16 protein-coding genes are annotated in these 23,732 nt (G+C 70.7%); 10 read left to right on the top strand and 6 right to left on the bottom strand.

Translation table 11 applies throughout. From position 1 onward, the window contains the following. Positions 1-7 precede the first annotated feature (7 nt). The 3 genes from B086_RS0106600 to B086_RS0106590 all read right to left on the bottom strand — a co-directional run bounded on the left by B086_RS0106600 (position 8) and on the right by B086_RS0106590 (position 2,271). On the bottom strand, positions 8-865 hold the full coding sequence (locus B086_RS0106600) for a fumarylacetoacetate hydrolase family protein (RefSeq protein WP_018565617.1): 858 nt from the start codon (positions 863-865) through the stop codon (positions 8-10). Between the two features lie 162 nt (positions 866-1,027). Further along, entirely contained in the window at positions 1,028-1,846 is an 819-nt protein-coding gene (gene yidC / locus B086_RS0106595) for a membrane protein insertase YidC (protein ID WP_018565616.1), read from the bottom strand. 128 nt (positions 1,847-1,974) lie between these two features. Next, the gene (locus B086_RS0106590; RefSeq protein ID WP_018565615.1) at positions 1,975-2,271 is read right to left on the bottom strand and encodes a DUF6412 domain-containing protein; all 297 of its coding nucleotides are present in this window, start codon (positions 2,269-2,271) and stop codon (positions 1,975-1,977) included. Between the two features lie 171 nt (positions 2,272-2,442). Here B086_RS0106590 and B086_RS0106585 point away from each other — a divergent pair, with 171 nt between their 5' ends. The 5 genes from B086_RS0106585 to B086_RS0106565 all read left to right on the top strand — a co-directional run bounded on the left by B086_RS0106585 (position 2,443) and on the right by B086_RS0106565 (position 7,044). Beyond that, positions 2,443-3,576: an SEC-C domain-containing protein gene (locus B086_RS0106585; RefSeq protein ID WP_018565614.1), complete on the top strand. Its 1,134-nt coding sequence runs from the start codon at positions 2,443-2,445 to the stop codon at positions 3,574-3,576. Between the two features lie 82 nt (positions 3,577-3,658). Further along, positions 3,659-4,129, top strand: a complete 471-nt coding sequence (locus B086_RS41850) for a hypothetical protein (protein ID WP_018565613.1) — start codon at positions 3,659-3,661, stop codon at positions 4,127-4,129. 154 nt (positions 4,130-4,283) lie between these two features. Beyond that, the gene (locus B086_RS0106575; protein WP_018565612.1) at positions 4,284-4,685 is read left to right on the top strand and encodes a very short patch repair endonuclease; all 402 of its coding nucleotides are present in this window, start codon (positions 4,284-4,286) and stop codon (positions 4,683-4,685) included. Continuing rightward, a complete protein-coding gene (locus tag B086_RS0106570) occupies positions 4,682-5,677 on the top strand; it encodes a DNA cytosine methyltransferase (RefSeq protein WP_018565611.1) in 996 nt (331 codons plus the stop codon). Before B086_RS0106575 ends, B086_RS0106570 begins: the two co-directional genes overlap by 4 nt. An 11-nt stretch (positions 5,678-5,688) precedes the next feature. Further along, positions 5,689-7,044 (top strand): DNA cytosine methyltransferase, encoded by a 1,356-nt coding sequence (locus B086_RS0106565; protein WP_026252168.1) that lies wholly within the window; start codon positions 5,689-5,691, stop codon positions 7,042-7,044. Between the two features lie 16 nt (positions 7,045-7,060). Here the strand turns inward: B086_RS0106565 and B086_RS0106560 are convergent, their stop codons facing one another. Genes B086_RS0106560 through B086_RS0106550 form a run of 3 tightly spaced genes read right to left on the bottom strand, consistent with a single transcriptional unit; the run spans position 7,061 to position 11,064 of the window. After that, entirely contained in the window at positions 7,061-7,924 is an 864-nt protein-coding gene (locus tag B086_RS0106560; protein ID WP_018565609.1) for a DUF6339 family protein, read from the bottom strand. Further along, complete coding sequence (locus B086_RS0106555) at positions 7,921-8,916, bottom strand: hypothetical protein (RefSeq protein ID WP_018565608.1); 996 nt, start codon at positions 8,914-8,916, stop codon at positions 7,921-7,923. Before B086_RS0106555 ends, B086_RS0106560 begins: the two co-directional genes overlap by 4 nt. A gap of 3 nt (positions 8,917-8,919) precedes the next feature. Then, a complete protein-coding gene (locus B086_RS0106550; protein WP_018565607.1) occupies positions 8,920-11,064 on the bottom strand; it encodes a helix-turn-helix transcriptional regulator in 2,145 nt (714 codons plus the stop codon). Positions 11,065-11,608: 544 nt separating this feature from the next. On the opposite strand from B086_RS0106550, the gene B086_RS44520 reads away from it, so the two are divergent. The 5 genes from B086_RS44520 to drmB all read left to right on the top strand — a co-directional run bounded on the left by B086_RS44520 (position 11,609) and on the right by drmB (position 23,703). Then, a complete protein-coding gene (locus tag B086_RS44520) occupies positions 11,609-11,761 on the top strand; it encodes a hypothetical protein (RefSeq protein WP_018565606.1) in 153 nt (50 codons plus the stop codon). Positions 11,762-11,919: 158 nt separating this feature from the next. Then, positions 11,920-16,686, top strand: coding sequence for a DEAD/DEAH box helicase (locus B086_RS0106540; RefSeq protein WP_026252167.1), 4,767 nt, complete (start codon positions 11,920-11,922; stop codon positions 16,684-16,686). Continuing rightward, positions 16,683-18,590, top strand: coding sequence for a UvrD-helicase domain-containing protein (locus B086_RS0106535; RefSeq protein ID WP_018565603.1), 1,908 nt, complete (start codon positions 16,683-16,685; stop codon positions 18,588-18,590). The genes B086_RS0106540 and B086_RS0106535 overlap by 4 nt, the downstream gene beginning before the upstream one ends. After that, a complete protein-coding gene (locus B086_RS0106530; RefSeq protein ID WP_026252166.1) occupies positions 18,587-21,838 on the top strand; it encodes a helicase-related protein in 3,252 nt (1,083 codons plus the stop codon). Before B086_RS0106535 ends, B086_RS0106530 begins: the two co-directional genes overlap by 4 nt. Further along, positions 21,835-23,703 (top strand): DUF1998 domain-containing protein, encoded by a 1,869-nt coding sequence (gene drmB / locus B086_RS0106525; protein ID WP_018565601.1) that lies wholly within the window; start codon positions 21,835-21,837, stop codon positions 23,701-23,703. The genes B086_RS0106530 and drmB overlap by 4 nt, the downstream gene beginning before the upstream one ends. The last annotated feature ends 29 nt before the right edge of the window (positions 23,704-23,732 follow it).

Raw genomic sequence — 23,732 nt, 5'->3', positions numbered from 1 at the left:
GGAGCGCCTACGCGTCCTTCAGCTCCTGCCGCTGCCGCCCCAGCCCCTCGACCTCCAGCTCGACCACGTCACCGGAGCGCAGATACGGCTTCGGCTCCGGCTGGCCGAGGGCGACCCCGGCGGGCGTGCCGGTGTTGATGACGTCGCCGGGGTAGAGGGTCATGAAGTGGCTGACGTAGCGCACCACTTCGGCGACCGGGAAGATCTGCTCGGCGGTCGTCCCGTCCTGCTTCAGCTCGCCGTTGACCCACAGCCTCAGGGAGAGGTTCTGCGGGTCGGGCACCTCGTCGGCGGTGACCAGCCAGGGTCCGAGCGGGTTGAACGTCTCGCAGTTCTTCCCCTTGTCCCAGGTGCCGCCGCGCTCGATCTGGAACTCCCGCTCGGAGACGTCGTGCGCCACCGCGTACCCGGCGACGTGCGCGAGGGCGTCCTCGTCGGTCTCCAGATAGCGGGCCGTACGGCCGATGACGACCGCCAGCTCCACCTCCCAGTCGGTCTTGGCGGAGCCGCGCGGCACCAGCACGGTGTCGTTCGGCCCGACGACCGTGTCGGCCGCCTTGAAGAAGACGACGGGCTCGGCGGGCGGCTCGGCGCCGGTCTCGCGGGCGTGGTCGTGGTAGTTCAGGCCGATGCACACCACCTTGCCGATCCGGGCCAGCGGCGGTCCGATCCGCAGGCCGTCCGCGTCCAGCGCGGGCAGCTCGCCCGCGTCGGCGGCGGCCCGGATCCGGCCGAGTGCCGCCTCGTCGGCGAGCAGGGCGCCGTCGATGTCCGCGACGACGCCCGACAGGTCGCGCACGGTGCCCTCGGCGTCCAGCAGTGCGGGCCGCTCAGCCCCGGCCGTACCGACTCGCAGCAGCTTCATGTTCCCCAACTCCCTCGATTCGCGGGAAGCCCGTCCGGTGGGACGGCGTCCGGGTGCGGCGGACACAGCCATCGGAGGACTGGTCGATCCTCCAAGGTCCGCGTCCACTCCGCAATACCCCGTTCACGTACTGGACCGTAGGGCCGCCGGACGGGTGCGCGTTCAGCTCTGGAGCACGGTCCGCTCCACGGCGCTCCAGGCGGAGCTGGTCACCACGTACAGCGCGGCCGCCAGCGGTACGACGGCCACGGTGACGAGCGTGGCGAAGGACAGGAAGGGCACCACCTTGCCCACGGCCGCGAGCCCGGGGACCTGCGCCGCCTCGCCCGCACCGGCGGCGGTGGCCACTGCCTGGGCCCGCCGGGCGCGCGCGAAGTTGAACCCGGCGACGGCGGTCACGACCGCGAACAGCACGACGTACACCAGCCCGGCCGCCCCGAAGACCCCGCCGTCCGCGAGGGCGTCGCTCCACCGCCCGCCCAGCGGCGCGGCCAGCAGCCGGTGGCCGAGCAGGCCGTTGGCGCTCCCGCCGAGCGTCGAGCTGGAGAACAGGTGGTAGAGGAGGAAGAAGGCGGGCATCTGGAGCAGCCCCGGCAGGCAGCCGGACAGCGGCGACACCTTCTCCTCGGCGTGCAGCGCCAGTACGGCCTGCTGGAGGCGCCTCGGATCCCTGCGGTGCTTCCTGCGCAGTTCGGCCAGGCGCGGCTGGAGCGCGGCCCGCGCCCGCTGCCCGCGCGCGGCGGCCCGGGACAGCGGATGGACGAGCAGCCGTACGAGCAGGGTGACCAGGACGATCGCGGCGGCGGCCGCGGAGGCGTGGAACAGCGGCTGGATCAGATCGGCGAGGCGTTCGACCAGAGCGGCGAAGCCGGTGAGAACGCCGGAGAAGAAGCCGGAGAAGACGGAAATGACAGATGAGGCGGAGGAGACGGACATGGTGGAGGAGCCCTTCGGGGTCTCGTCGTGCCGGAAGCGGGACATGGCGGCATGACGACCCGCGGCGCAGGGTCACGGAGTGGAGTGGACGCGGTGAACGCGGAACCCGGAACCTCAGGCCCTGAGGCCGTCGGAAGGTGCCGGGCGGCGGGTGACGGGTCCGGAAGTGTGCCCTACGCGGCGGCGGTCGCCGGAAGGGCCCGTCCGGGTGCGCGGGGCCGTCGCCGGCCCGCCGCGTCGGGATCGCGCTGCGGCAGGAAGGCCGTACGCCGGTCGCGGTCCCGGATCGCCGTACGCACCCGGGTGGGCGCCACGGCGGGCGCGCAGCGCGAGCCGAGCAGCGCGCACGCGACGAGCGCGGCACCGGCGGCGACGGTCGCGGCGAGGCTGCCCGAGTCGAGCAGCGACAGCTGGAGGACCAGGAAGACCACGAAGAGCAGCGACAGCAGTACCGGCAGCAGCAGGGGCACGAGCGGAGCACCGGCCCGCTGGCGAACGCGACGGATCACGACCGGCCCTCCCCTGCTCTCCCCGACGGCTTCTTCCCCGTTTCTTCCCCATGGTTATACAGGACCACCCGTCGGGGCGTCCGGCCCGCGGGTGCCTCACCTTCGTCACGGACCGGCAGTACGGTGTCCCCCATGCGCCCCGACACGCCCGCCGAAAACGCCGAAGACGCCAAAGCCGCCGTGCACGCAGAAGCCGCCGTGAACGTCGAGACCCCGGAACCCACCGGCCGCGCCGGCCGTGCGGGTGCCCCCGGCCCCACCGGCTGGACCGAGAACGCCGACCACACCGCCGAGGCGGCCCGTCTGGAGCGGGCCGCCGGCCTGTACCCGGAGGACGCCGAGGCCCTGCTGCTGCGCGCCGCCGCCCACCTGGAACTGGCCGGGGACCGCCCCGCGGCGACGACGCTCTACGACCGCCTGCTGGCCACCGCGGACGCCCTGGAGAACGCCACGCTGGTGCGCGCCCTGAAGGCGGCCAACCTGTGGGAGTACGACCACGAGGCCGAGGCCAGGGCGATCATCGACGGCGTCCGCACCGCCGCCCCGCGGGACCCGGCGCCCTGGGTGATCGTCGCGGAGTCCCTGGAGTCGCACGACGAGCTGGAGGCGGCGCACGAGACGTTCACGGAGGCGGTGACGCTGCTGCTGACCGGCGTCGAGGAACCCCCGTACGCGACCCGTCCCCTCCTCCTCGGCCGGCACCGCGTCCGCCGGATGCTCGGGGCGTCCCACGACACCTGGGACGCGCTCGCCGACACCCTCCACTCCTCGTCCGTCTCCCTGGACGAGCTGCACGACCCCAAGCGGGTCTGGTCCCTCGGCTCGGAGAACCCGGCCGAGCTCCAGGCCGAACTGGTCCGCCTGCGCGCGGAGCTGGGCGCCTACCGCGAGGCCCTCTCCCGCCCCTTCCCGGTGGCGGTCCTGCACTGGCCCGCCCCGGAACTGGAGGAACTGGTCGCTGCGTACGACGGCCTCGCGGCGGAGTACCCCTCCCACGAGACCCACCTCGCGACGATAGAGCGCTCCCTGCGCGAACTGTCCGCCTCCGGCACCCCCAACCTCGGCATCGTCACCGGCACGGTCCCCTCCTACGAGGCCTTCGCCGCCTCCGAGGGCACCTCCCCCACCGACACCGCCCTCCTCCCCCAGTACGCGACGACCCTGGCGGCCCGGGGACGCGCGGTGGCCTGGCCCCCGCAGCAGACGGCGACCTGCTGGTGCGGCTCGGGCCGGACGTACGGGGAATGCCACGGCGGGACGGCCTGAGCCGCACGCACATCCGGCGGGGGCGGGACGCGGGATGCCTCACCCCCGCCACCGCTCCTGCCCCGCCCCTGGAGTGACCACCGTGACCACCCCTTCACACCCCGCCGAGCCCCCGCACCCGCACCCGCACCTCACGGACGGGGTCCTCGGCGTCTTCACCCGAGGCTCCTTCGCCCTCTCCGACGGCACCTTCCTGTACGACTCCTCGTACAGCCTCACCCGCGACCTCGGCGGCCGGACCGTCACCCTCCAACTGGCCACCACCGACCCGGCCGAGGCCCACCGCCTCCTCCCCCGCCTCCGCCACGCGGTCACCCACCACGCGGACCTGCACCACCGAGCCGTCACCGCCGTCGTCCACACCCTCAGCGACGGCCCCCCGACCCCCGACGACCTCACCGACCTCCTCCTCGACACCATCGAAGCCACCAGCCCCACCGACCTGACCCTCCACCTGACCGACTCCTGCGGCGCCCACTTCCTCGACGGCTACTGGCCGGCGGTGCGGTTCGACGGGGAGGACGGGGTGGTGGGGGTGACGGTCGAGGCGTGAGGGAGGGGTGCCGGCATCGGCCGCGGTTCCCGCCCGAACCCCGTGCGGACGTACTCGTCCCCATGATGGAATCGACACAGGGACCGAGTCACGATCGTGAGGCACAGTCGTCTTGAGCACAGTGAAGCCGTCGTCGGCCGCCGTCTCGGCACGTATGAGCAGACAGGCCAGCAAGGACACGGCCGCCGAACTGACGGTCCGACGTCTGCTGCACGCCGCCGGGCTGCGCTACCGCGTGGAGTATCCGGTTCCCGGCATGGCCCGACGACGGATCGACGTGGCCTTCACCTCGGTCAAGGTGGCCGTCCTCATCGACGGATGCTTCTGGCACGGCTGCCCCGAACACGCCACGCAGCCGAAGGCGAACGCTCAGTGGTGGCGCCAGAAGTTGGACCGCAACATGGCACGTGACACGGAGACCACCGACCATCTCGTCGCCGCCGGGTGGGAGGTCCTGCGCTTCTGGGAGCACGAGCCCGCACCGGACGTCGCCCTGCGCATCGCGGCCGCGGTCGAGCGACGCAGATCGCGAGAGGACACGGAGGGCCGTCGATGACGGGGCTGACCTTCGTCGACGTGTGCTCGGGAGCGGGGGGACTGGCCCTGGGACTGGAGCGCGCCGGCTTCGAGCCCCGACTGCTGCTCGACGAGGACGCCGACGCCTGCGCGACCCTGCGCGCCAACCGGCCGCGGTGGAACGTGCTTCAGGCGGACCTTCTGGACTTCGACCCGAGCGAACACCCCGAGAGCCACGACGTCGACCTGCTCGCCGCCGGCCTGCCGCGGGTGAGGTCGGACGCGACCGCCCGACGCGTGGATTCTGGGCTGGAAGAGCAACTCCTGCGAGCGGCGATCTATCTGGCCCATGGCATCCGCCCTCGGGCGATCCTCATCGAGAACGTCCCGCAACTGGCACATTCCTCGGACCACGAGTCGTTCCGCCAGTTCGCCTTCGCCGAACTGGCCCACCTGGGATACGAGCCCGATTGGTCCGTCATGAACGCCCTCGACTTCGGTGTGGCGCAGAGCCGTAGGCACGGCGTCCTGGTCGCGGTCGAACGTCGGTGTGCCGCCGCGTTCCGTTTTCCGACGCCGACCGTGGACGAACCGCGAACGGTCGGCGAGGTCCTGAGAACGACGATGGCAGCGCGCGGCTGGACGGACGCCGACCGTTGGGCGGCCCAGGCCGACCAACCCGCCCCGACCCTCGTGGGAGGTTCCAAGAACCGCGGGGGCGCCGACCTCGGGCCCACCAGGGCGAAGCAGAAGTGGGCGACCATGGGCGTGAACGCACACACCCTGGGGGACGAGGTTCCCGACTCGGACTTCGTATGGGATCCGCGCCTCGGCAGGGACAACATGGTGAAAATCACAGTCGAGCAGGCGGCACTTCTGCAGGGGTTCCCGAGCACATGGCAGATCACCGGGCTCAAGACGTCCCGGTACCGGCAGGTCGGGCACGCGACGCCGCCTCCGGTCGGGGAGGCGCTGGGACGAGCGATCGCCGAAGCTCTGTGCGGGGAGCCGATGGCCACCGCCGCCGGCTAGACTTCCGCCACATGACCAGCGCGCCTCCCCACCAGTCCATCCTCGACAAGCCCTTTGTCCTGGATCTCTTCGCAGGACCGGGCGGGCTGGACGTGGCCGGACACCGGCTGGGCATCCCGAGTCTCGGCCTCGAATGGGACCGGAGCGCGTGTCTGACGCGGTACGCGGCCGGGCTGGACACCCTCCACGCCGACGTGAGCGCGATCCGCAGAGAGTCCTTCGAGTCGCTCCCCCCGGAGATCAACGTGCTCGCCGGCGGTCCACCGTGCCAGACCTACTCGGTGGCCGGGACGGGCACGGGTCGTGAGGCTCTGGAGGAGGTCAAGAAGTTCATCGAACGGCTCATGGCAGGCGATTCCGACGAAGAGATCGACAAGGAGCTGAGGAAGCTCAGTGACCCGCGCACCGCGCTGGTGCTGGAACCCCTCCGCTACGCGATCCAGGCGACCAGGAGCCCGAACCGGGGGCACCGGCCGTACGACGTCATCGTCCTGGAGCAGGTCCCCGCCGTCGAGGCGCTCTGGGTCCGCTACGCCGAGGTGTTGCAGAAGGTCGGCCTCCCCGACGGCACCAGGTACGAGGTCGTCGTAGATGTCCTGGCCACCGAGACCTACGGAGTGCCGCAGACCCGGTCCCGCGCCGTGCTGATCGCCCGCCGTGAGGGACTGGGCACGCCCTCGCTGCCCGAACCGACCCATCGCGCCTACGAGGCGAAGGAGTGGAATCGCAGGAACGGCGACAGCGCGGCCCCGGTGGCTCAGCCGACTCTCTGTGACGCGAGCGTCCCCGGACCGAGCCCCGCGGCGGACGACGATCTGGAGCACTGGACGTCGATGGGCGACGCCCTTGCCGAACCGGTCGGCACGCAGCATCGGGGACGCCGGACACCCTTCTTGGTCCGGTCGAACTACGGCAGCTCCGGAATCCCGGGACGACGCGGAGTTCGTACGGACCGACAACCCGCCACCACCGTCACCGGCCGCATCTCCCGCTTCGTGGTCTTCGAGCACCTCGACGACGACATCGTCTACGAGGGGGCGCGGTTCAGCATGAACGAGGCAGGAATGCTACAGAGCTTCCCGCCGGACTACCCGTGGTCGGGCACCGCGAAGGCGCAGCAGGTGGGCAACGCCGTGCCGCCCCTGTTCGGGGCACACCTCCTGAGTGCCGCGCTCGGTCTTCCCGCGCCGGCCCCGGAGGTGATGAGGGAGCCGTGGATCCCGGCCACGGAGGAGCAGCGGGCCAAGCTGCGCAGCCACGGCTGCGGGACGGCGGACGACTGCACCGCCCGCTGCCCGCGCCCCGAGGACCAGACACCGCCCCGATCGACCTCGCGCCCGCGCAGGAACACCGCCTCGCGGCAGTGATCATCGGGGGTCCCGATCAGCCCTCGCTCCTCCTGCCCCTGACCGGAGCGGTCTCGAACAGCTCCGCGAGGTACTCGGTGAGCGCCGCCACGGACTCCTTCGGGACGGGGTCCTCGTCCGGCCCTTGCGGGAGGATGTGGCGTGAGACCGGTGGTGCCGTCTCCGCCTCCGCGATCCAGTCCCGCAGACGGGCGGGGTCCCTGGGTTCGTCCGGTGCGAGGACGTCGTAGATCAAGGTCGCTCCCGCCGCGTTGACGGCGATGCTCAGGCCGTTGACGTCCCGGCCGGTGCTGATCCTTCCCGTCTTCAGGAGGCGGACGAGGGCCTGGGCTGTGGGACGGTGGTCGATCAAGTCGTTCCGGAGGACGGTGTGGATGAGGTCCTGGTTGCCGCAGGCGATCTCGGCCGGGCCGTAGTCCGGCCCGTTCCGGAAGAGTTCGGCCGCCCACCACAGGCGGGAGAAGCACTGCCGGTCCGCAGGGCCCCGGAAGCGCTCCGCGGCGACGCGCCCTGCCGGCTCCGACCGATGACGCCACACCACATAGTCCGGAGCGACGGCCAACGCCAGGTGGTTCCACAGCCTCTTGTCCGCCGCCTCCCGCCGCGTCAGACGCAGCGTGGCGTGCAGCCGTGGCGCGAGCCAGGCGTCGGCCCGGGTCCGGTCCTTGCCGAACTCGAACATGGCGTCCTCGACCAGGCTGCGGATCGGCTCGACCCACCACCTGGCGTCGTCCTCGGGGAGCGGCTGGACGAGCTTGGCGAGGTCTATGCCGCTGTGGACCTGTTCACCGCTGAGCAGCCCCTCGGTGAGGAAGGTGTCGACGGCCGAACCGGAGAGCAGCGCCAGACGCTCCGGTACGTGGTGGGGCTGGGTGATCACGTCTCGCTCTCCCTGTTCGTCCGTTCCAGGCCGCGGATGACGTAGCCCACCGCTCTGGCGGCCTCGGCACGCCGGACGGCCGCGTAGTGGATACGGGTCTGGAGTTCGCCCCAGCCCGACTCGCCGGTGCGGCGGTGGTGGACCTGCCGCAGGGCCTCCTCGACGTGCACACCGGGGACGACGTCCGGGAGCATCTCGCGCAACACCTCGCCCTGCCAGTCGGTCGGGAAGACCGGGCCACCGCCCGGCTCCACCTCCAGGTCGCCGAGGGCCGCGTGGAACACCGCCGTCCACACGTCCGTGGCCATCTGGGCGACGAGCAGGTCCCGTACCTTGCTGTCCACACCGGAGCCGTTGCTGTCCAACAGCCCGACGATCCCGTCGATGTCGGTGTTGACGAACACCGTGGGAACCCGTGCGGTGGTGTCCACCAGCCAGGGCGCGTCGGCGTAGGCGCGCAGCCACTCCCTGGAACTCTTGCCGAACGACGCCTTCCGGACGTCGAGTCGAAGGCCCCTGACCGGCTCGTCGGACACGGTGTCGACGACCCAGCTCCGGTCGGTCTCGGCGATCGACCGGCCCCGCACCCCGTCGACCGTCCCGACGGCGTACGCGGCGAGAGAGGCCCGTCCGAGGTGGTCGTCGCGGAGCACTTCCAGGCGGCCCGACCAGTCGTGGCTGTCCTGTGTGTCGCGCGTGAGGGCCGTCGACGTGCGGACGTTGGTCTCGCCATCGGTAGCCACGGCGAGGACCCGCAGATCGGACCAGGCCGCGTCCGGGGCGTCGGCGCCGGGCGGCAGCGTGGCCGAGAGACCGATCGTGGCGCTCTCCCAGTCCGTGTGCCCCCGGACCCCGAGGGCGACGACCTGATCCTGCGCCGAGTAGGCACTGGTGTCCAGTGGTTCACGGGTGCCGTCGGAGAGTCTGAGGGAGACCGACGTCACCCTGAGCACGACCGGACGGGCAAGCCGCTTGTACGGGTAGATCTTCACGCGTCACGCCCCCTTGCCGGCGCGCAGTTCGACGACGAGGCGGGTGAACATGGTCCTCACCGGATGGCTGGAGACGTCGGTGGCTCCTCGGAACTTCGCGCGCCGCGTGCCCGGTGGGAAACGCAGGGTGCCGTCCTCCACGTCGCAGCCCTCGACGGCCACGAGTTCCGCCCAGTCGAGTCTCGGGCGCCCCCCGGAGCGGACGTCCAACTGGGCGATCGGCACCATCGGGACGATCTCGTCACCGCGCGGGACGCTCACCTCCGCGGTGACCGTCCACTCTCCGTGGTCGCCGATCGTCGCCTCGAGCCCCGCCAGCACCGGGACCACCGGGCCGGAAGGCACCTTGGCCTTGGGCCTGCTCTTGACGGTCAGCGCCTTGCGCAGCGCCTCGCCGCCTTCGCCCCTGCCGCGTCTCGGGCGGGCGACGAGTTCCCTGGCCGCGCTGTTGACCTCGGTGGTCAGGTTGTTGATCCGCCGGTACGCGGAAGGGGACCAGCGAAGGATCAGCTCCTCCGTCTGCCCCCAACGGTCGTGCTCGGGCGGTTCCGCCGCCCGCAGGAACTCCTCGGCCTCCTTCGCGAAGGGGGCCGAGTCACCGGCGGCCTCGCCCACCAGGAGAACGGCCTGGAAGGGATTGGTGCCCAACGGCAGGTTCGGGACCGTGGCCTTCTTGACCGTCATACGGTTGCCGCGCAGCGAGTGCACCTGGTTCTTGGGTGTGTCCTTGTCGCTGGTGGCCTCGGTGACGAGCAGGATCGCCTGATGGGTGCCGAGTGTCCCTCGGGCGCCTCCGGCCAGCGGCAACTTGAACGGGACTTTCCTGACCGCCACCTGCCCGGCCTCGGTGAGCCGATCCACCGTGGCTCCCTCGTAGTGGGCCCGCAGGGCACGGGTCCGGGAAGGCTGTTCGACGGACGGATCCACCTTCGTCTCCGGAACGACCTCCTCACCGTTGCGCAGGGCCCGGACCGAGACCTCCAGCAGCGGAAGTCGGCCGCCGCCACCGATCATGGCGGCCCAGAAGTCGCGACCCAGGGCCTCGACCAGGCGCTTGTGCATTCTCTCGATGTCGCGCGTGTCCTCGGAACCCTCCTCGTCATGGGGTCTCTCGTCCTGATCGGACCAATCCCCTTCGAGACTGGCCACGTCGTGCGCTCCCACGATGAGAAAGGACGTGCCGGGTTCTTCGCCCTCTCGGCTCAGATGCAGGCGGGCCGCGGTCTCCTCGTCCGCCCACCAGGAACGGGCGACCTCGGCGCCCAGGGAGTCCGGGTCGGGACGGCCGAACCAGGCGGGGCCCGCGTAAGCGCACCCGTCGACCTCCCGCCAGGGCAGTTCGAGACGACCGATCATCCGTCGTTCGGTACGCCCCTCGTGCGGCACCGACAGGGTGGAGTTGATGAGCACGAGGCCGAGAGCGCTGGTCGCCCACAGCGTCGCCTTGCCCAGACCGTACGAACCACCGGCGCCGGGACCGGACTTCAGGCTTTCGAGCTGACGTCGGACCACGGCGGCGAACTTGCCGTCCTTGTAGTCGTCGCCGGTCAGACCGGAGGCGTTGTAGTCGTCGACCCGCAGAAGGACCAGACGGCCCTTCTCGTACATGTCGCGCACACCGGCGTCGACGACCCGGCCGACCTTCTGGTTGCCGGCCAGCTCCGAGACGGCGGAGTAGTGCGGGAAGAGGTCGTTCCAGAGGATGGCCTCGCGGAAGGCGTCCAGGTGTTCACCGGTCAGCTCGTTCAGGGTGTAGCGGACGCGGACGGGGCGGCCGTTCTCCGTCAACCGCTCGTCGAGGCTGTTCTGGCACGTTTCGCGACCGAGGACCTGGACGTCGGCGTCGAAGGCGAAGGCCGCGGCATTGCCCAGGTCACGGCCGCCGTCGGGATACCCGGGTCGGTGGTACCAGGTGACCGGGAGGCCGGCCTGGGTGTCGGTGGTGCGGGTGTGCACCGTGCCGACGTCCGTGCCGAGCGCCTTGGCGATGTCCGCCATGACGGTCGGACGGGGGGTCGAGCGTCCGGCGATCCACGCGGAGACGGCCGCTCGGGTCAGCTGGAGTTCCTTGGCCAGTTCGGCCTGGGTCTTCCCCGCGAGCTTGAGCTGCCGGGCCAGCCATGGTCCGAACTCCTCACCTGTCTCCACACGTCACCTGTCTCTTCCTCGGGTCGTACGAGGGAGGCTAATTTGACGATCGCGATCACGTCAACCAATGGTTAACAAGGCGGAGGCGCCGAGCAGACTTGCCCGTCCGACCGAAACATCCGTTTTGCCCGCCTCGCCCCACCTTCTCCACCACCCCGTCGAAGCGGGACCATGAACTCCGGCCCATCGGGCCAAAGTTGAGGTTGCCGATTCCGGCGGACCTCGCTACATTCGGCACGTTGGGAATCCTGACTCGCCAGCGAACCGGAAATCCGGGGGCCGGGCGACAAGGGGAGAAGTGTGTCCACGCACGACCAACGACCGTAATGAGAAGCTTTTCTGACAAAAAGCTGGCGACCCGAAGGACCCACCCGATACGTTGATCGACGGGATCGACTCCCACAGCAAAAACATGTCACTTCGCAGAGGTGTGAGCCGATTACGCCCGTGCGATACCAGGCCATGACTCGACAGGGGCGGGGTCTCATTGAAGAACGAGGACGACTGTTCTCCCTTGCTGCTCAGCCAGCGGGAATGCAGTGCGATGGCTCTGGCCATCTTTTCAGCGAGGAGCAGGGCCGAAGTCACTGACATCCTGGACCAGCACGACCTGTCCGACGACGATCTGCTCACGGGATTCGCCGACTTGGCGAAGGTGGTCCAGGAGCTGCCGGACGGGAGCCTGCCCGACACCTGACCCTTCGAGAGCACCCCACTTCGAATGACCGGCACGACCTGGCAAGACGTTCCGGCCACCAGTACCCCGATGCCCCACGGGCCGGCTCACGCGCAGCCGACGGCGAGCCGGCCCGTCATCCAGATCTCCACCCCCCCTTGTCACCAGGAGCATCAGTCGTGCCGTCCTCGTCCTCAGCGGTGATCGAAACCGTCCTCGAACAGTCCGCCCGTGTTCTGCGGACCTATGCGGTGGACCCCGGCCTGGTCGCCGAACATGCCAATGGTGAGCGTCGCATCACGCAGGGCGGATACGGCGACCGTCAGCTTTTCGAGCTCGTCCAGAACGCTGCCGACGAAATCGCCGACGAACCCGGTGGACGCGTCCACGTGGTCCTCACAGAAACCCATCTCTACTGCGCGAACGAGGGAAATCCGGTCACCCCGGAAGGGGCGGAGACCATTCTTCGCATGAGTATGTCGAAGAAGCGCGGCGGGCAGATCGGGCGGTTCGGGGTCGGCGTGAAGTCTGTCCTCGTGGTGACCGACGCGCCTGAATTCTTCAGTAGCACCGGGAGTTTCGGATTCGACCGCACCTGGTCCTACGCGCAGATCAAGGCCGTGCCAGGGGTGACGGAGCGCTACGGGCCGGAGTTCGACGCCCCCGTCCTGCGGATGGCCCGCCCGCTCGACACACAGGCCGAGCGTGCCTCCGACCCCGTACTGGACAAGCTGCTGACGTGGGCGACGACGGTCGTCCGGCTCCCGCTGCTCCCGAAGGCCGACGACCGGCTGGGAAGGGACATGCACGGCAATCGTGGCAAGGACCACGGTGAGCCCCGCGAGGAGTTCCCGGTCGGGTTCCAGCTCTTCTCGCCGCACGTCGCCGAGGTCGTCCTGGAGGACCACCGACCCAGGCCGTCGGCACGCCGGACGCTGACCGCCCGACACTCCGGTGACCTGCACACCGTGACCGAGGAGCGCACGGGGAAGGCTCTCTCCACGGAGCGCTGGCGCGTGTTCACCACCACGCACGAGCCGGGTCCGGCCGCCCGCGCGGACGCCGGCGAGCTGCACGACCGGGTGACGCTCGACCTGTCCTGGGCAGTCCCCGCGCTGGTGCCGGACCCCGAGAGCGGTATGTGTGTCAGCCCCCGCTCACGCGGGCGCGGCAAGTTCTGGTCCTTCTTCCCCACCAAGTACGAGATGTCCCTGAGCGGCATCCTCAACGGGGCGTGGAAGACCAACGAGGACCGGCAGAACCTGCTCGACTCCTCCCCCTTCAACCAGGAAATGATCAGGGTGTCGGCGAAGCTGGTCGTCGACTCCCTCCCCGGGCTGGCCCCGGCGGAGGACCCGGCCGCCTACCTCCCCCTGCTGCCCGGCCGTGTCAAGGAGTCGATCAGCTGGGCCGACGAGTTCCTGACCCGGGAGATCTGGGCCCGCACCGCCACGTGCCCCTCGCTGCCCGACCAGGACGGCGTCCTGCGGATTCCCGAGCGACTGCGCGTCCACCCGCGGCTGGACAGGGATCTGAAGCAACTGACACGGTGGCTGCGGATGTGGCACGAGTGCCCCGGACGCCCCGCCGACTGGCTGCACCCGAGCGTCGAGGCAGATGCCCTGCGCTCGGGCAAGGTCGAGCACATCCTCCTCGCCGCCGGACACGAACGATCGGGCGTCCGCGACTGGCTGGAGGCCCTCGTCGCGAGCGGCACCGCCGAGGGGTCGGCGGTGGCCGTCCGCATCCTGGCCGACATGATCGAGAACCGCTCCCCCTTCGCCGACGAGGCACGCAAGGCCCACGTGGTACTCACCGAGGAACACGGGCTGGTCGCTCCTGTCCACGGCAAGGTGTTCCGTCGGGCCGAGCACCAGGACGGACTGCGCGAGTCCCTGGTGTACGTCGTCGACGAACTCGCCCAGGACCCCTCGCTGGCGCACGCCCTCGATGTCCTCGGCATCCGTGAGGCCGACGTCGAGGGGCGGTTCGCCAGTGTCCTCGACCAGGGCTTCGACCACTACGGGGAGTCGGACTGGGAGCGCTTCTGGGAACTGTTCCGCCGGGCCGGCGTCCGTCGGCTGGCGCACAAGGTCCTGGAGCGCCTGCCCGATCCGCGCTCGACACTCCGGGTACGGACCGCCGACAAGCACTTCCGCCCCGTCGCGGACTGCATGCTGCCCGGTGTCGTGGTGGACGCCGAGCGCGACCCGAGCGTCGCCGTCGACATGACGTTCCACTCCGACGACACGTCCTTCTTCTCCCTGATCGCCCTGCGAGACCGACCGGCCGGTGGCGTGCAGCCCCGGGCGGACGAGCCGTGGTTCGAGGAGTACCGGGCAGCCGTCCACGCCGCCTCGCTGCGCAACCTGGACAGCGGTGCCCCGCGCCCGTCGCTGAACCGGATGAAGGTGGAGGGCGCCGCGATCGGTGGGCCTCTCCATCTCTTCCGCGACCTGTCCGAGGAGTCCCGCGCCGCCTTCCTGAAGGCGCTGCCCGACGACGCGGTGGTGGACAACTGGACGCGCCAGTTCGGCGCCCAGACCAGCACGCGCCAGGCAGTGATGTCACCGATCCGATGGATGCTGCGCAAACACGGCAGGGTCGCCACCTCACAGGGGCTCAAGCCGCTCGCACAGGCCGTCGGTCCCCAGCTCGCCGCCTACCGCGATGTGCTCCCGGTCGCCGACGTCTCCGCCGAGAAGGCCCGCAAACTGCGGCTGCCGACCACCGTCGAGGAGGTGCCCGCCGATCGCTGGGACGCGCTCCTGGACGAGGTGTCGCGCAGCGAGGACGACGCCTTCGTCGGCACCACCTACGTGATGCTCACCCGGTTCGGGGCGGACTTCCCCGAGGACTCGCTGACCCGTTGCAGGATCGGAGACACCTGGGGCACCCGTCCCGACGACGAGATCACCCTCGCCGTCGGCACCGCCGAGTACCGGGCCCTGCGTGCCGAACAGTTGCCCGCCCTGCTCGTACCGACGGCCGGGGACGCCGAGCTGATGGTCGAGAAGTGGGGCATGCTCCGCTACGCCGATGTGATCAGCCGGGAGACCCGCGAGGTGCCCGACGGCGAGCCCGTGCCTCTCGTCGAGCTGTTCCCCGCCCTGCGGCAGCGCCTGAACAGCGGCAACCGCAACAGCGTGGTGCAGCGGTGCACCGAGCTGGAGGAGGTCACCCGGACTCCCAACGGCACGCACGCTTCTCCCCTGGACGCCGTGCGCCAGGACAGCACGGTCAAGGTCCGGGTGCCGGTGGAGCCGGAGCCCATGCTGCGGCTGATCGACCGCGAGCTGGGTCTCGGCCTGGGCGCCGCCGGCTGCCGCGCGGTGCTGGAGCACCAGGACCGCATGGCCAAGGACAGCGCGCTGAAGGCGGCGCAGAAGGCCGTACGCGAAGCCGGCGACGTCGTGGCCAAGTTGGAACTGCTGATCGGTGCGGACGCTCTCAGGGCCGGTCTGCCCGAAGGGCTGATGGACGCCGAGCTACAGGCGACCGACGGGGTGGAGCCGTCCGGCCGGCGCGTCGCGCAGATGGCGTTCAACGCGCACGGCGACGGGGTGCTCCAGCAGCACGCCCGGGACATCCAGGCGCGCTTTCCCAACGCCCCCGTGGCGTACGGGGGGTCGTCGGCCGCAGTGGCGTTCGTCTCCGACCTCCGCCTGCCCGCCACGTTCGCCGGGTCCAGGACTCCCTCGCCGCCGTCCTCCGAGACCGTCGAGGGCCCCCGGGACTTCCCCAGGCTCCACGGCTACCAGGAGGATCTGGTCCGGAACATCTCCACCCTGCTCGACCGGCTGGCCCCGCAGCGCGGCATGCTGTCGCTGCCCACCGGTGCCGGCAAGACACGGGTCACCGCCGAGGCCGTGATCCGCTGGGTGAAGCGGGTCGGTGACCTCAAGGGCCCCCTGCTGTGGATCGCGCAGACCGAGGAACTGTGCGAACAGGCCGTGCAGAGCTGGAAGTTCGTCTGGAACAAGGTGGGTGCCGAGCGACCGCTGACCATCAGCCGGCTGTGGGGCAGCAACGAGGTCGGCAACGTCGTCGACCACCCCCATCTGGTGATCGCCACGGATGCCAAGCTGGAGCGGTGTCTGGACACCGACCAGTACACGTGGTTGCGCGAGCCCGCACTCGTGGTCGTGGACGAGGCGCACACCGCCATCTCCAAGCGGTACACGGAGATCCTCGGCCTGCTGGGACTGACCCAGTACGAGACGCGCCGGCATCTGCTCGGCCTGACCGCCACCCCGTTCCGCAACGCCAACGAGGACGAGACCCGCCGACTGGTCACCCGCTTCGGCAACCGGCGCCTCGACGAGGGTGTGTTCCCCTCCGGTGACCCGTACCGTGATCTCCAGGAGTGGGGCATGCTCGCCCAGGTCGAGCACCGCACCCTGGAGGGCGGTCGGATCGTACTGAGCCAGGACGAGAAGTCGCACGCCGAACGCATGGCGATGCTGTCCCGCGCCGCCGAGCAACGACTCGCCGACGACCACGAGCGCAGCCGGCGCATCGTCGAATCGGTGGCCGCCCTGCCGGCGGACTGGCCGACGCTGCTCTTCGCCACCTCCGTCGATCACGCCAAGTACCTGTCGGCCATGTTCAACGACCGGGGAGTCCCGTCCGCCGCCGTGGACTCGACGACCAGCGCGCAGGACCGCAGGGCGCGGATCGAGAACTTCCGGAGCGGTCGCCTCCGTGTGCTCACCAACTACGGTGTCCTGACCCAGGGTTTCGACGCTCCGGCCACGCGCGTCGTCGTGGTGGCCCGACCGGTCTACAGCACCAACGTGTACCAGCAGATGATCGGGCGCGGCCTGCGCGGCCCCGGGAACGGCGGCAAGGACACCTGTCTGATCCTCAACGTCGACGACAACATCGCCAACTTCGACACCCGGCTGGCGTTCACCCAGTTCGAGCACCTCTGGAGCCGTACGTGACCGACGTCCACCTCGACAGTCCGCCGCTCACCGACGAGCAGCGGGCCGTCGTCGAGCAGCCCTGGGACGCACGGGTCCTGGTCACCGCCGGGGCCGGCGCGGGAAAGACGCACACGCTGGTGCGCCGCCTCGACGCGCTCTGCGGTCACGAGGACCCGGAGGAGGCGCTGGAGGCCGCCGACATCCTCGTGCTCACGTTCTCCCGGGCGGCGGCCCGTGAGTTGCGTGAGCGCATCACCCGGCACGGGGAACGGGCCCGCCGTGTACGCGCCCAGACCTTCGACGCCTGGGCGTACGGAGTGCTCCGCCAGGCGCGTCCGGACCAGGACTGGGCCACGGCCTCCTTCGACGAGCGGATCGAGGCCGCGGCGGAAGCCGTCGAGGAGGGCGCGCTGGAGTCCGGCGACTCGGTCCCGCCGTCCCTTGTGGTGATCGACGAGGTGCAGGACCTGCTGGGCGACCGTCGGGAACTGGTGGAGGCCCTGCTCGACCGCTACCAGGACAGCTGCGGCTTCACCGTGGTCGGTGACGCCGCCCAGTCCGTGTACGGCTTCCAGATCGAGGACCCGGCGGAACGGAACGACGAGACCGGTCGGTTCTTCGAGTGGCTGCGCAGTTCCTATCCCGACGACCTGGTGGAGCTGCGTCTCACCGAGAACTTCCGGGCCCTCACCCCGGAGGCGCGGATCGCGCTGCCGTACGGCTCCCGACTCCAGCGGGTCCGGGACGCGGACGAGGCCGCCACGCTCCACGAGGAACTGCGCGACCTGCTGCTGGACCCGGTGAACGCACTGGGCGACCTCACCGACGAGTACACACTGCACGGTCTGCGGGACCTCGACGACACCTGCGCCGTCCTCACCCGCGACAACGGACAGGCCCTGGTGGTCTCCCGGCTGCTCCACGAGAACGGCATCGGCCACCGGCTGCGCCGTCCTCTGGAGGAGCGGCCGGTGCCCTACTGGGTGGCCGAGCTGTTGCGCCGCACCGAGGCGACCGGACTGACCGAGGACCGGTTCCGCTCCCTGCTGGAACAGATCCCACTGCCCCACGAGCCGAACGCGGACGCCCTGTGGACGGTGCTGCGACGCGCCACCCGCTCGCCCGCCCGCTCCGCACTCGACCTGGACCGACTGCGCCGCCTGGTCGCCGACGGCCGGTTCCCCGACGAGGCGGCCGACCCGGAGAGCGCACGGATCGTCGTCTCCACCGTGCACCGCGCCAAAGGGCTGGAGTTCGATCGGGTGATCGTCCTGACTCCTCCGACCGTCGCCGAACTCCGCAAGCGGTACGGCACCGAGACGGACCTCCCCGCAGAGGTCCGTGCCCTGTACGTGGCGATGACCCGCGCCCGCCAGGACCTGTATCACGTCCGCTCCCCGGAGGTGCCACCCATCAGGAGGGCGGGGAACCGCAGGAACAGTCGACGGTACGTCGGCGGGTGGCGCTCGTACGAGAGGTACGGCGTGCTGGCCGAGGCCGGGGACGTCTGCCGCGACAACCCGCCCGGTGACGCGACCGACGCCGTGGCGACCCAGGCGTACCTCCTGCGGGAGGTCGGTCCCGGTCAGGAGGTACTGCTGCGCAAGCGTCACGACCTACCGGCGGGTGAGGCGCAGAGCCCGCCCTACGCCCTGCTGCACCGAGGCCGGGAGATCGGCGAGGCGTCGGAGCGGTTCCGGCAGGAGCTGTTCCTGGTGCAGAAGGTGAACCGGACGTGGGACCCGTGGTGGCCCGACGAGATCCACGGTCTGCGGATCGACACCCTGGAGACGGTGACGGGCGGCGTCGCCGCGGGCGCCAACGCCGGCCTCGGCGATCGTGGCGTGTGGATCGCGCCGAGGATCACCGGCATCGGCATGTTTCGGCGGCGGGCCGAGGAAGAAGAGGAGCAGGGCACATGACGCACGTGGCAGGTCGGCACTCCGAGCACTATCGAGTGCGGGACGAGGAACTTCTCGCGGGACTGCGCAGGGAACTCTTCGGTCCGACGGACGGGTCGGCATCGGCGGACGGCACCGAGATCCTCACCCAGGACGCGCCGATCGACCGGTACCTGACCGGTGTGCTGTACCCGCGTGCCTCGCGGGAGCGGAGGGCCGAGAACGTCGCCGAACAGGACGGTCCGGACGCTCCTGCCGTTCTCACCCGAGGGGACACCGAGGAGTCCGGCGCCGCGCAGGAGATCGGTGTCCCGGGCGACAGACGCCCGTCCTCCATGGGGCTGACCTTCGCGGTCGCCCCGGCCATGAGCGACGCGATCGTGGTCTCGGCGCGCGCGGCGGTCTACGAGCCCACCGACACCGACGGCAAGCCGGTCCCGGCCCGCCGTGCCGAGGCCCGGACCGTCGCGGAGCAGCGGGAGCGATGGCGGCGCGAGGAACTGCTGCTTCCCGAGCAGAGCATCGACGTGACCGTCCCCACCGCGGGCGATCTGATCGACCTCGTTCCGGACAAGGTCGCCCTGCACGTCATCGTCCGTCGGCCCGCCCCGGTCACCGGCACGATCACCGTCACGGTCACGCTGATGAACCGGCAGAAGGTCGGGGAACGGGACCTCCAGGACGCCTTCGCCCTGTTCCAGTGCGCCCTGACCGTCCGGGCCGCGAACGGGTCGAGTGCGTTCGTCGAACGCACCGCCCCGGCCGCCGCGCACGATCCGGAGATCGCCACCAGTCGGCTGTTGCACCGCCATGCCCCGACCTTCGCCGTCGGGCACGGTTGCGCCGCCGTCTGGGACTGGAATCCGTCGCCGATCGGCGTGACCGACAGCGTCCCGGCCGCGGTCCCCGAGGTGCGCAGCGACTTCGTGCCCAGCGTGGAGGTGCTGCTCACCGACTCCAACCCGGAGATCGACAGCTCTTCGCTGTCGATGCTGGGGCTGGCCGAGCGGTCCGACACCGAGATCCTGACCGCCCTGGAGGCCCTGGCCACCGGATACGAGGACTGGATCGACCGGAAGTCGGCCGAGGCGGCAGCTCTGGAGGGCGGCCCGCACGAGGCGCCGGCACGGGAGCAGGTGGACGCCTGTCGCGAGGCGCTCGGTCGGATCCGCGAGGGTATCCGGTTGCTGCGCGGCAAGCCCGACCTGATGCGGGCGTTCCGGCTCGCCAACCGCGCCATGGCCGACCAGCGCGCCCGCAGTGCCTGGGTGAAGGGCGGGCGCGTGGGCGAGCCCGATCCGTCAGCCGGTCGTTGGCGGCCCTTCCAGATCGCCTTCGTCCTGCTCTGCGTCGCCGGGATCGACGACCCCGAGCACGACGACCGAAAGGTCTCCGACCTCCTGTGGTTCCCCACCGGTGGTGGCAAGACGGAGGCATACCTCGGGCTGATCGCCCTGACGTCCTTCCTGCGCCGCATCCGCAGGGGCCCGAACGGCGGCGGGGTCACCGTCCTCATGCGGTACACGCTCCGGCTGCTCACCCTGCAACAGTTCGAGCGTGCGGCGATCCTGCTCTGTGCCATGGAGGACATGCGGCGCCGCGCGCCCGAGCTGGGCGACGAGCCGTTCTCCGTGGGCATGTGGGTGGGTCGCTCGGCCACCCCCAACACACTGGCCGAGGCCGCCGCCAGGCTCGACGAGCTGCGCGGCAACCCGGACAAGCGGCTCGCCACCGAGAACCCCGTCCAGTTGCACGCCTGTCCCTGGTGCGCGGTCCGGCTCGACGCCCGGAACTACGAGGTCGACGAGGACGCCAAGCGGATGTACATCCGCTGTCCCGGTACGGGTTGTGAGTTCGCCGACGGTCTCCCCGTCCATCTGATCGACGAGGCGGTGTACGACGCACGTCCGACACTGGTGATCGCCACCGTCGACAAGTTCGCCTCGATGCCGTGGCGTCCGGCGACCTCCGCGCTCTTCAACCTGGACGACCCGGCCGACGGTACCCCTGCGCCGGAACTGATCGTCCAGGACGAACTGCATCTGATCTCGGGCCCGTTGGGCACTCTCACCGGCCTCTACGAGACCGCCGTGGACGCACTGGCCGACCGGCCCAAGGTGATCGCCTCCACGGCGACCATCCGCCGGGCCGCCGACCAGGGTCGCCACCTCTTCGCCCGCGAGGTGCGGCAGTTCCCGCCCGCGGGCCTGGACGCACGCGACTCGTGGTTCGCAGTGGAGACCCCGCGCGAGGAGAAGGCGAGCCGCCGCTACGTCGGCCTGCTGGCTCCCGGCACCAGCCAGTCCACGCTGCTGATCCGCACGTACGCCACCTTGCTGCACCGGGCCATGCACGCGGACACGGACGACAAGGTGCGCGACGCCTACTGGAGCCTCGTCGGCTACTTCAACAGCCTGCGACTGCTGTCCGCGGCCGAACTCCAGGTCCACGACGACGTGGTGGCCTATCTGGAGTTGCTCGCCGAGCGCGAGCGCGAGGGCGTGGCCGTGCGCCCGGTGGCCAACTACTCGGAGCTGACCAGCCGGATCGACGCCAGCGAGATCCCCACGCGCCTCAAGGGGATCGAGAAGAGGCTTCCGGACGAGGACACCGTGGACGTCCTGCTGGCCACCAACATGATCGCGGTGGGTGTGGACGTGGACCGGCTCGGTCTGATGGCCGTGATGGGCCAGCCCCAGACGACGGCCGAGTACATCCAGGCCACGAGCCGTGTCGGCCGCGCGCACCCCGGCCTGGTCGCGGTCATGCTCAACTCCGCCCGCGCCCGGGACCGGTCGCACTACGAGAACTTCCGGCACTACCACTCGGCTCTCTACCGCGAGGTCGAATCCACCTCCGTGACCCCGTTCTCCGCCCGCGCGCGCGAACGAGGGCTGCACGCGGTGATCGTCGCTCTCGCCCGCGTCCTGATCCCGGCCGCACGCCCGAACGAGGGCGCCGGCCGGATCTCGTCCTACGAGCACGTCCTGCGGGACCGCATCAGGTGTCTGCTCCTGGATCGCGTCCGCGCGGTCACCCCCTCGGAGAGCGAGGCCGTGGCACAGGGCTTCGACGAGTTCGTCGACTGGTGGTGCGAGGAGGCCGACATCCACAGCGAGCTGCTCTTCGAACCGAGGCGGGGCAGCCGTGCCCCCTCGCTCCTGAAGTCGTACGACGACGAGTCCGCGGACCGCGAAGCGTGGCCCACCCTGTGGAGCCTGCGTGACGTCGACGCCGAGTCCGCCCTGTTCATGGAGGGAACCCGATGACCCCGCCTCCCGCCCGACGCCGCCGGACCACCGCGAACGGCACCGGCCCGGCCCACAACCTCCCGCGCCGAGGCACGGTCCGCCGCTCCCAGGTGATCACCACGTACGGCGTCGGGTCGCTCGTCGCCGTCGACCACGAGTCCTTCGTCGTCTCGGGTCTGGACGAGGCCGACCGGAGCTGGAGCGCGGACGAGTCGAAAGTCGTCCATGAGCGGCGTCTGGCCCGTCTGCTCGGGGTCGACTTCTTCCGGTTGCCGCCGGCGTCCGAGGACACCAGCACGGACGGTCTTCGGGTCCGCCGCTTCCCGCTGATGCACTCCTGCCCCGAGTGCAACGAACTGCAACCGCACCGCGACTTCTCACCACCGGCCGGTCGAAGCGTCTGCGGCACGTGCGAGGTGGACCTCGTCCCCTCTCGCTTCGTCGTCGCCTGTGAGGCCGGGCACCTCGACGAGTTTCCCTACTGGCAGTGGGTTCACCGCTCGCCGGACCGGGACGCCACGAGGCTCGGAAGGTGCGGCGGCCGGCTCAGGATGCGTACCACAGGACGCACCTCCTCGCTGCGCTCCGTCGTCATCTCCTGCACCTGCGGCCAGGTGCCCGAGGTCTCGATGGAGGGCTCCTTCCGCAGGAACGCGCTGAAGGACCTGCGCCTCACCTGCCGGGGCGCCCGCCCGTGGCTCGGCCTCTCCGCCACGGACCCGGCGGGGTGCGGGCTCCCCCTGCGCACCCTGCAGCGCGGTTCCTCGTCGGTGTGGCAGCCGGTGCTGAAGTCGGCGCTGTCCATCCCGCCGTGGAGCGACGGTCGCGCGGATCCGCTCGCGGAACACTGGGACGCTCTGCGCCAGTTCGACAGCCGCGAGCACATCGGCATCTATCTCAAGGGGGCTTTCAAGGGCGAGTGCCCGATTCCGCTGGACGAGGTCATGGCCCTGCTCGCCGCGGAACGCGAGGAGGACCCGGAGGACGGGAGCACGCCGAGCTTCGACCACCGCTACCGAGCCCTGCGCAACAAGGAGTACGAGCGCCTGCGCTCGGGCAACGACGAGAGCGAGCACTCCCGTGCGGAGCAGTTCGTCTGCGAGACGCCGCTCGGTGACCCGACCGTGCTTCAGCCGCTCGGGATCACCGGTCCGATGCTGGTCAAGAAGCTCCGCGAGGTGCGGGCCCTGAAGGCGTTCACCCGACTCGTGGACGCCGAGTCGACGACCGACGCGAAGGAGATGCCGCTCTCCCAGAACCCCATGCGCTGGCTGCCGGCCATGGAGGTCCAGGGAGAGGGAGTCTTCCTGCGTCTGGACGAGAGCCGACTGGACACCTGGGAGAAGGCCCCGGCCGTGGCGGCCCGCGTCGAGCGCATACGCACCGCCCACCAGCGCGTGCTCGAACAGCGGGCCGACGACCCGAGCCGGGCCGTACCGTCCCCCGCGACGCCTCGCATGGTGCTGCTGCACACCTTGGCCCACGTCCTCATCGACGAGTGGAGCCTGGAGGCGGGCTATCCGGCCGCCTCCCTGCGGGAGCGCCTGTACGCCGCCGACGACATGGCCGGCGTGCTCGTCCACACGGCGACGAGCGACTCGGCGGGCAGCCTCGGCGGCCTCGTGGCACAGGGCGAACCGGAACTCCTCGACCACACGGTGCGCTCGGCGATCCGCCGGGCCGAGTGGTGCTCCGCGGACCCGCTCTGCATGGAGGCCGACGCGGCCGGCTCCGCCGGAACGAATCTCGCCGCCTGCCACGCCTGCGTCATGCTCCCGGAGACGAGCTGCGAGCACAACAACATCCTGTTGGACCGCGCACTGTTGGTGGGGACACCGGAAGAGCCGACTCTGGGGTTCTTCGGGACCGTCCTCGCCCCCTGACGACCGACGTCCGGACGGACCGAGGCACC

It is taken from the genome of Streptomyces sp. PsTaAH-124, assembly GCF_000373685.1.
Taxonomy (GTDB): Bacteria; Actinomycetota; Actinomycetes; order Streptomycetales; family Streptomycetaceae; genus Streptomyces; species Streptomyces andamanensis.
The sequence above is the reverse complement of the archived record's forward strand: the minus strand, read 5'-3'. Positions and strand labels throughout refer to the sequence as shown.

Coding starts and splice junctions, on each gene's coding strand:
- B086_RS0106600 (WP_018565617.1), bottom strand. CDS start 865: ATGAAGCTGCTGCGAGTCGGTACGGCCGGGGCTGAGCGGCCCGCACTG.
- yidC (WP_018565616.1), bottom strand. CDS start 1,846: ATGTCCCGCTTCCGGCACGACGAGACCCCGAAGGGCTCCTCCACCATG.
- B086_RS0106585 (WP_018565614.1), top strand. CDS start 2,443: ATGCGCCCCGACACGCCCGCCGAAAACGCCGAAGACGCCAAAGCCGCC.
- B086_RS0106575 (WP_018565612.1), top strand. CDS start 4,284: ATGAGCAGACAGGCCAGCAAGGACACGGCCGCCGAACTGACGGTCCGA.
- B086_RS0106570 (WP_018565611.1), top strand. CDS start 4,682: ATGACGGGGCTGACCTTCGTCGACGTGTGCTCGGGAGCGGGGGGACTG.
- B086_RS0106565 (WP_026252168.1), top strand. CDS start 5,689: ATGACCAGCGCGCCTCCCCACCAGTCCATCCTCGACAAGCCCTTTGTC.
- B086_RS44520 (WP_018565606.1), top strand. CDS start 11,609: ATGGCTCTGGCCATCTTTTCAGCGAGGAGCAGGGCCGAAGTCACTGAC.
- B086_RS0106530 (WP_026252166.1), top strand. CDS start 18,587: ATGACGCACGTGGCAGGTCGGCACTCCGAGCACTATCGAGTGCGGGAC.
- drmB (WP_018565601.1), top strand. CDS start 21,835: ATGACCCCGCCTCCCGCCCGACGCCGCCGGACCACCGCGAACGGCACC.